Genomic DNA, 7,413 nt, shown 5'->3' on the forward strand with positions numbered 1-7,413 from the left:
GTGATGTCTATACCGCCGTTAGCCTGTCATCCGAATGGTGATGAGCGACCAGTGATCATCCTAATGATTACTTCGCCCACATTAGCAGACAGTAACAAATGGGCAGGTAGGCCAGGACAAGAGATTACGTAAATTGAATATTGAGGTGTTTGCTCATTCCGAATTGTAAAACGAATTCATCGTCGATTGAGAATCTTTCCTTGATTCACTAAGTTCCGAGTAGAGAAGGCTCGGGACTTTTTTTGTGTCGTTAGTTAGTCTGGGTTGCCCTGACCTTCATTACGACCGTCGTTTAGTTGCATTTTTTTAATAACATGTTACCCTATGTGTACAGGAACTGAAGTATGCGGAAAACCGCCAAAACCCCCATTGCGTCTACGGCAATGGGGGTTTTGTTTTACACTTAAATTTCAAGCGGGCGTGGTTAGTGATCGGTACCTTAATGTTTGTGCTTACCGTGACCTAACCAATGGTCAATTCCTCGTAGACAAAGTCCAACAAGGATTCCCGCAAGCACGGTAGTGAGGAACTGGCGCATTTGGAAAGCCTCCCCTCATCAGATTTACGATGAGTCAGGCACCGACTAGGTCACATTATATCGACAACTACTAGGGCTCGCCACTACTTTGATTGCACCAAAATTGCTTTACAATTTTTTTAATCCAAAGTAAATAAGACTTTTTATGTACATATGAAATGATGAGACTATAGTTAAATTTAAGCCATTGGCAATGGTAATCCTTCGGAGACGAGAATATGCACATTTCATTCTCATCTAAACAGTGGCTAATTATCATCGAATCATATTTGACGGCACTGTTCCCTCTAATATTTTATTTATTATTGGGAAGCATGCGCAATGCCGGATTAATGACATATTGGCGCTGGGGAACTTTTAACACAATTTTGATCTTAGAATATTTATTAATCCTACCTACTGTAAAATTAATCTATTTTTATTACACCTTACAGTCATCTTCCACGCATTCAGAAGTTCAAACGAACCGAAGTACACAATATTTAGAACATGTTTCAAATTTTGTTCCGTTCTTTTCGATGCCAACTAATTTTGAAAATAATTTTATTTTTCTGTTTTTTACAAATGGATTATTACTCCCTACTTCTTATCATATTGCTTTGGATTGAAACCAAACGTTTCAGGGAAAAGAGAAATGAAAGAAAATAAGGTTTTAGCAACGTTGATTATTGCGATGTCATTTATTATCACTGCCCCAATTACGACGGCTAATGCGGCCACAATTATGCTCGACGAAGGTGCAGGTGATGGTGGGTATTCTGACGACGGCAACACAAAATAGCTTATCCATGTTAAAAGGCGTCCCCACATCCGGGACGTTTTTTCGTTAGCACGACAATTATTAGTTCGATTCCCAAAACCAGCGCCACAATCCTGGCTCAAGTGCATTAATGTTAGGCCGCTAACAAGCACTGCTTTACTGTTCCAATTCATGGAAAGGATACTCTTAGACCTAAGTTCTAAACAAATGTTAGCGCCTGTTCATTTAACAACACAAAAAGAGCCACCTCACATTTGAGGTGGCTCAACGTTAAACTTGTAATTACTTGCCCAACTTCGTTTTGTTCGTCATGTTCAACTTTTCGTCGAAGTCGTAAACAACTGGTTCACCAGTTGCCATTTCAAGGTTAACAATGTCGTCATCGGAGATGCCTTCGATGTACTTACTCAAGGCGCGGAGTGAGTTACCGTGGGCTGCGATGATGACGTTCTTGCCATCCAGCAACTTAGGTGCGATTTCGTCTTCCCATAAAGGCATAACCCGTTCCAGGGTAACCTTCAAGTTTTCACCACCGGGAACGATCTTTGGATCAAGGTTGGCGTAACGACGGTCCTTAGAAGCTGAACCTTCGTCGTCAGCACTCAACAATGGTGGTAAAACGTCGTATGACCGACGCCAAGTATGAACTTGGTCATCGCCCCACTTTTCAGCAGCTTCTGCCTTATTTTGGCCTTGCAAAGCGCCGTAGTGACGTTCGTTCAAACGCCATGTCTTGGTTTCAGGAATCCATAATTGGTCTGAACCTTCCAAAACATAGTGTAAGGTCTTGATTGCACGCGTCAAAACTGACGTGTAAGCGTAGTCGAATTCCAAGCCAGCTTCCTTAACCTTTTGGCCGGCAGCCTGTGCTTCTTGAACACCCTTGTCGCTTAAATCAACGTCAACCCAACCAGTGAACTGGTTTGATAAGTTCCATTGGGATTGACCGTGACGGATCAATACTAATTTAGCCATCGTAATCTACCTCTTTCTAAAATTTCTTACGGGTTGATTATACCCGATTTGTGCCCTAATTTACATAGTCATACTCATTTTTCATCAGTCGGTTGATCCCGCGCTTTAGCCGCTCGCCGTTGACGTAACTGCTTGATGCTCGGTCGGCTTCGGCCAATCGACTTAACGCCCAACAAATCAAGGAAAAAGGTGAACAGTGGCACCCCGAAAATCAGGCCCCAGACACCGAACAACCGCTCACCCACCAGAAGAATCACGAACGTATAGAAAATCGGCAGTTCCGTTCGGCTGGCGTAAAACTGAGGGTTTAATACGTAGGCCTCCAGCATGTGAACAACCGCGATCAGTACCAAGATGTAAATCACGGTGTCCAACCCACCCACAGAATACCCAATCAAACCAAGTGGAATAATGGAAACAATCACCCCGGCCACCGGAATCAAACTGAGAATGAAAATCATTAGTGCAAGTGTTGGTAACTGTGGCATCTTCAAAAAGGCTAACGCCACCGTTGTAATCACCGTGTTACAGATGGCAATGAAGAACTGTGCCTCCACAACGACACCGAATGTATTCACGAACTTTTTAAACAGGTAAGCCATGTCTTGGAAAACCCACCCATACGTTGAGTCCAAAAACAGGCGGGAAAAATCCGTTACCCGTTTGCTCTCAACGGTAAAGAAGAAACTCAGAATCAGCGAGAAGAACAGTGTGAGCGCCATTTCGCCAATGTAACCGACGTAGTTCAAAATGACTGTTGCCCAGTTTTTCAGCTGGTTCATGATGTCCAGCCGTTTAGAATACTGGTTAATGAAATTCACCACATAGTTCGTATCGTGCGACGGATTTCGATAAAAGTCATACACCGTATTCGCCATCTTAATCGTTTCTGTCACCAATTTTGGTAAGTAACTCGTGATGCCTGAGTAGAGCCCAAACACCACTAAGAGGTAGATGAGGATCACCAGGACCACCGGCGGAATTTTAACAAACTGCCGAATGAGTTGGACCAAGCGTGTGACCAAAAAGGTAAAGACAAAGGTCAGCAAAACAATGCTGATCATGGAACGCATGAGCCACAGCAGCAAAACGATAAAACCCAGGACCGTCCAGCGCCGTAACGCAACGTTATTAATGAAACGTTGGTAATAGGTCACAATTGTTTCCCCCGTTTATTTTGATTACGTTAACTTTACCGCAAGTGGCGCTTCCACGACCACTTTTAAGTCATGTTTCTAAGAAATCCCTTAGTTTTCACTACCGGTCAAATCCCAGCCTTAACCATTTCCCTTGATAATCATTAGATTTTCTAATGACTTAAATGCCTAACCGTTGAGTGGAAAACGCATTCAGCGTTATACTGTGTTTTGTAACTTTTCGGATGAAAGGATCAAATCATGCTGGATAAAACATTTTATAAGACATTTCTAAGCCATTCGTTCAATATCCCCGTTCGTGTTAACTACTGGGATGGCTCGAGTGACGTTTACGGCGGCGAAGGTGATCCAGAAATCACCATTACTTTTCATGAGGTTATCCCCATCCGCTCATTAACACGGAACGCATCATTATCACTTGGTGAGGCCATCATGGATGGTCGTATTGAGATCGACGGAAGCATTCAACGGTTGTTGGAAGCTGCCTATGAAAGTGCTGACAGTTTCTTTAACGATAGTAAGTTTAAGAAATTCATGCCAAAACAGTCCCACAGTGAATCTCATTCTAAACAGGACATCCAAAGTCATTACGACGTCGGCAATAACTTTTACAAGCTGTGGCTCGACCCAACCATGACCTACTCGTGTGCCTACTTCGAACATGACGATGACACACTGGAACAAGCCCAATTGAATAAGGTTCACCACATCATCAAAAAGCTGGACCCCCAACCTGGCAAACGTTTATTAGACATTGGTTGTGGCTGGGGAACCCTGATGCTAACGGCCGCTAAAGAATACGGCCTGAAGGTTACCGGGATCACCCTTAGTCAGGAACAATTCGACCTCGTGCAACAACGCATCAAGGATGAGGGCTTAGAAGACGTTGCTGAAGTTCGTTTGCAAGACTACCGCGAGCTTGGCGACGAAACGTGGGACTACATCACCTCTGTTGGTATGTTCGAACACGTTGGTAAGGAAAATCTTGGCGCCTACTTTGAAGACGTTGCTAAATACCTGACCGATCACGGTGTTGCGTTAATTCACGGAATCACCCGGCAGCAAGGTGGGGCAACCAACGCGTGGCTCGATAAGTACATTTTCCCCGGTGGCTATGTCCCTGGGCTCTCTGAAAACATCGATCACATGATTGCCGCAGGGCTCCAAGTTAATGACATGGAACCACTTCGTCGTCATTACCAACGAACAACCGAAATTTGGGATGCTAACTTCAACGAACACCGGGATGAAATCGTCGCCGAATTTGACGAACGGTTTGCCCGGATGTGGGATCTCTACCTGCAAGCCTGTGCCGCATCCTTCCAATCAGGTAATATTGATGTCATTCAGTTCTTACTAACGAAGGGTGCATCTGGTCGCGTCTTGCCAATGACCCGTGATTATATGTATAAGTAACTTTTCAATCATATTTTATTTACTTAATTAAGACTCTTCTAGTGGCTCCATACCAGTTTTTAACTGATATGGAGCCACTTTTTTGTGATTGAACTTGGTTACTCTTACCACTTGGCTTCAAGTGGTTAGCCTTGATTCCGTCCTTACCATTACTGTTACCTGCACTTTGGCTTGGGCTTGGGTTACAACATGCGTTGAACACGTTGTTACTTGTCCCATTAAACGCCGTACTCGCAACTGCCTTGATTAACGGACTGAACCATGGTTTGATCAACTTAATCGTCGTTCCATTCACTCTGTTTGGCTTACGGCCATTACACTTGATCAACACATTATTAGGGACATTTGGTTTAGCTTGGTTATTGAACCGTGCCATTCCAACACTCCTTGGTGGATTAGCCGGCTTGCTGGTTGGTCTCACCGGATTAACGTTCTGGACACTTCGTGGTTTGAACAACGTGCTTCAATTACTCGGTCTGCAAGGGCTATTGGCCATTGCAACACTGATTGGTTTGAACAACGGGTTGCTTCACCTGATTATCGGGTTACCACTGAGCTTGTTCCTGAACAATGTCTTACCACTTGTAACGACACTTGCACTTCGCGGCTTGAACCGGTTAATTGGTTTACCATTGTTGTTCCTTAGCATGGCATTCTTGAACCGGATCATCGCGACGACACTTGCCTTACCACTGTTGTTCCTCGGTGGCGCCTTACTTGGTTTGCTTCCAGCAGCCATCTTAGGCAGCCTGGCAATTCTCATTCCACGTTTGCTCTTGAGCTTACTTGGGTTAGGGTTCTTGCTTGGCTTACCATTGCTTGGACAATTAGCATTACAAACCTTGGGAACCATTGCTAAACACTTGCTCTTGCCATTCGGCTTCAAGTGGCTGGCATTGTTATCTGGTTTACTTGGTGGTCTGTTGAGCTGGCTGCTGTTGCCACTTGGCTTTAAGTGGTTAGCCTTCACACCATTACTGGCATTAGCCTTACCATTGTTGTTACCATTGCTTTCTGGTCTTGGGATCCTTGCTAAACACTTACTGTTGCCATTCGGCTTCAAGTGGTTATCATTCTTGCCTGACTTGCTTGGCAAACTCGCAACATGGTTGTTATTGCCACTTGGCTTCAAGTGGTTGACATTCCTACCAGTCTTACCAGCATTGTTACCATTATTAGCACTTGCACTGCTTGGCTTACTCGGTCTGTTCGCCTTGAACACGTTGCCACTGAGCTTACTTGGTGGTTTACTCGCCGGGTTACCAGCCGCAAGTCTTGGTAGCTTACTGTTACCACTGTTGGCATTGCCACTTCTGTTATTCGGCTTGCACCCACTGCAAACGTTGTTCAGCTTGCTGAATGCCTTGCTCTTGACGGCACTGAATAACTTGTTACCTGGATTGATCGGCTTGCTGCAAAAGGCACTGATGGATCTCGGTCACTTCCTCTTAACCTCATTGCTGTTAGCCGGAATCTTACTTCCATTAACGTTACTTGGGTTGACGCTGTTGAACACGGTTGTTCTACCAGCCTTGAACTTTGCACGGCAGTTATTACTGCTTGGTTTGATTCCATTACTTGGCTTACTCGGTTTGGCTAAGGGTCTGTTCGATACCTTGATTGATTTGCCACTACGGCTTCTCATGGGCGGGTTGTTGCCATTACTGGTTAACGGTTTGGCATTTGCAGCCTTATTACCATTAGTTCTCCGTGGCTTAACATTATTTGTTGGCTTACCATTACTCGGTATCTGGGCACTGAATTCTGTTCTTCGGTTCTTAGCACCGGTATTGATCGGCATGCTGTTAGCAAATGCGTTGAAACGTTTGCTGAACCGTTTGGGACATGTGATTAACGGGTTGAACTTCTTACTTGGAAACCCACTCGGCTTCTTGTTGAACTTACCGTTATTGATTATCGGTAGTTTGCTTGGCTTCGGGAAAGCATTGCAGAACTTGATTCCAAACTTATTCAAGAACTTGCTGATCTTAGGCGCCTTGGATAACCTCGGAACATTCCTGTATGCCATCGGTTTACCAGTCGTGCTGTTCTACCCACTGATTGCCGCATTACGGTTGATTCCAATCATTGCGATGATCAAGACATTACTTGATCCATTGTTACAACTGATGATCAACGTTCCGTTGCTTGGATTAGTTAACTTGTTGGCACCCGTTCTGGTTGCTGGTTTGCTCTTACCAATCTTTGTCAACGCACTGGTTAAGTCATTTGTCTTAACACCACTGGCTGTCTTCCTTGGTTTATTCCCATTGTTAGACTTACGTGATGCTCTGGTCTTCCCATTAATTGCTGGCGTAGCCGGCCTTCTCGGGTTGCTACCATTTGTTGGTTTAGCACTACCGCTACTTGGATTTGTTGGAGGGTTCCTTGGGTTAGCAGCATTGATGTTGCCAGTCTTGTTCGCATTACCGCTGGTTACGGTCTTGTTAGCAGGCTTGCCGTTAATGTTCTTGCCAGGATTCTTCGTAGTCTTAGTACCGATCCTGTTACCACTTGTGCTCGTCGTTGGCCTCCCTGTACTGGGAATCAATGTGTTGCCACTCCTT

5 protein-coding genes are annotated in these 7,413 nt (G+C 44.7%); 3 read left to right on the plus strand and 2 right to left on the minus strand.

What is annotated here, in order from left to right:
• Positions 1-1,172: 1,172 nt before the first annotated feature.
• Positions 1,173-1,319, plus strand: a complete 147-nt coding sequence (locus tag ACRYI5_RS05515; RefSeq protein WP_448224548.1) for a hypothetical protein — start codon at positions 1,173-1,175, stop codon at positions 1,317-1,319.
• A 261-nt stretch (positions 1,320-1,580) separates the two neighbouring features.
• Here ACRYI5_RS05515 and ACRYI5_RS05520 read toward each other — a convergent pair whose 3' ends face one another.
• Together ACRYI5_RS05520 and ACRYI5_RS05525 are read right to left on the minus strand one after the other, a co-directional pair.
• Positions 1,581-2,273 carry a 2,3-diphosphoglycerate-dependent phosphoglycerate mutase gene (locus ACRYI5_RS05520; RefSeq protein WP_407881189.1) on the minus strand — a complete coding sequence of 231 codons (693 nt, stop codon included), beginning with the start codon at positions 2,271-2,273 and terminating at the stop codon, positions 1,581-1,583.
• A gap of 74 nt (positions 2,274-2,347) precedes the next feature.
• Positions 2,348-3,430: an AI-2E family transporter gene (locus ACRYI5_RS05525; protein ID WP_448224549.1), complete on the minus strand. Its 1,083-nt coding sequence runs from the start codon at positions 3,428-3,430 to the stop codon at positions 2,348-2,350.
• A gap of 240 nt (positions 3,431-3,670) precedes the next feature.
• Here ACRYI5_RS05525 and ACRYI5_RS05530 point away from each other — a divergent pair, with 240 nt between their 5' ends.
• Positions 3,671-4,846, plus strand: coding sequence for a class I SAM-dependent methyltransferase (locus tag ACRYI5_RS05530; protein ID WP_407881193.1), 1,176 nt, complete (start codon positions 3,671-3,673; stop codon positions 4,844-4,846).
• Positions 4,847-4,977: 131 nt separating this feature from the next.
• Positions 4,978-7,413, plus strand: a 2,436-nt coding sequence (locus ACRYI5_RS05535; RefSeq protein ID WP_448224550.1) for a hypothetical protein, incomplete at its 3' end; no start/stop codon positions are given.

It is taken from the genome of Furfurilactobacillus sp. WILCCON 0119 (assembly GCF_053471565.1).

Excerpts from the sequence above, each read along its gene's own strand:
- ACRYI5_RS05515 (WP_448224548.1), top strand. The coding sequence starts at position 1,173 with ATGAAAGAAAATAAGGTTTTAGCAACGTTGATTATTGCGATGTCATTT.
- ACRYI5_RS05520 (WP_407881189.1), bottom strand. The coding sequence starts at position 2,273 with ATGGCTAAATTAGTATTGATCCGTCACGGTCAATCCCAATGGAACTTA.
- ACRYI5_RS05530 (WP_407881193.1), top strand. The coding sequence starts at position 3,671 with ATGCTGGATAAAACATTTTATAAGACATTTCTAAGCCATTCGTTCAAT.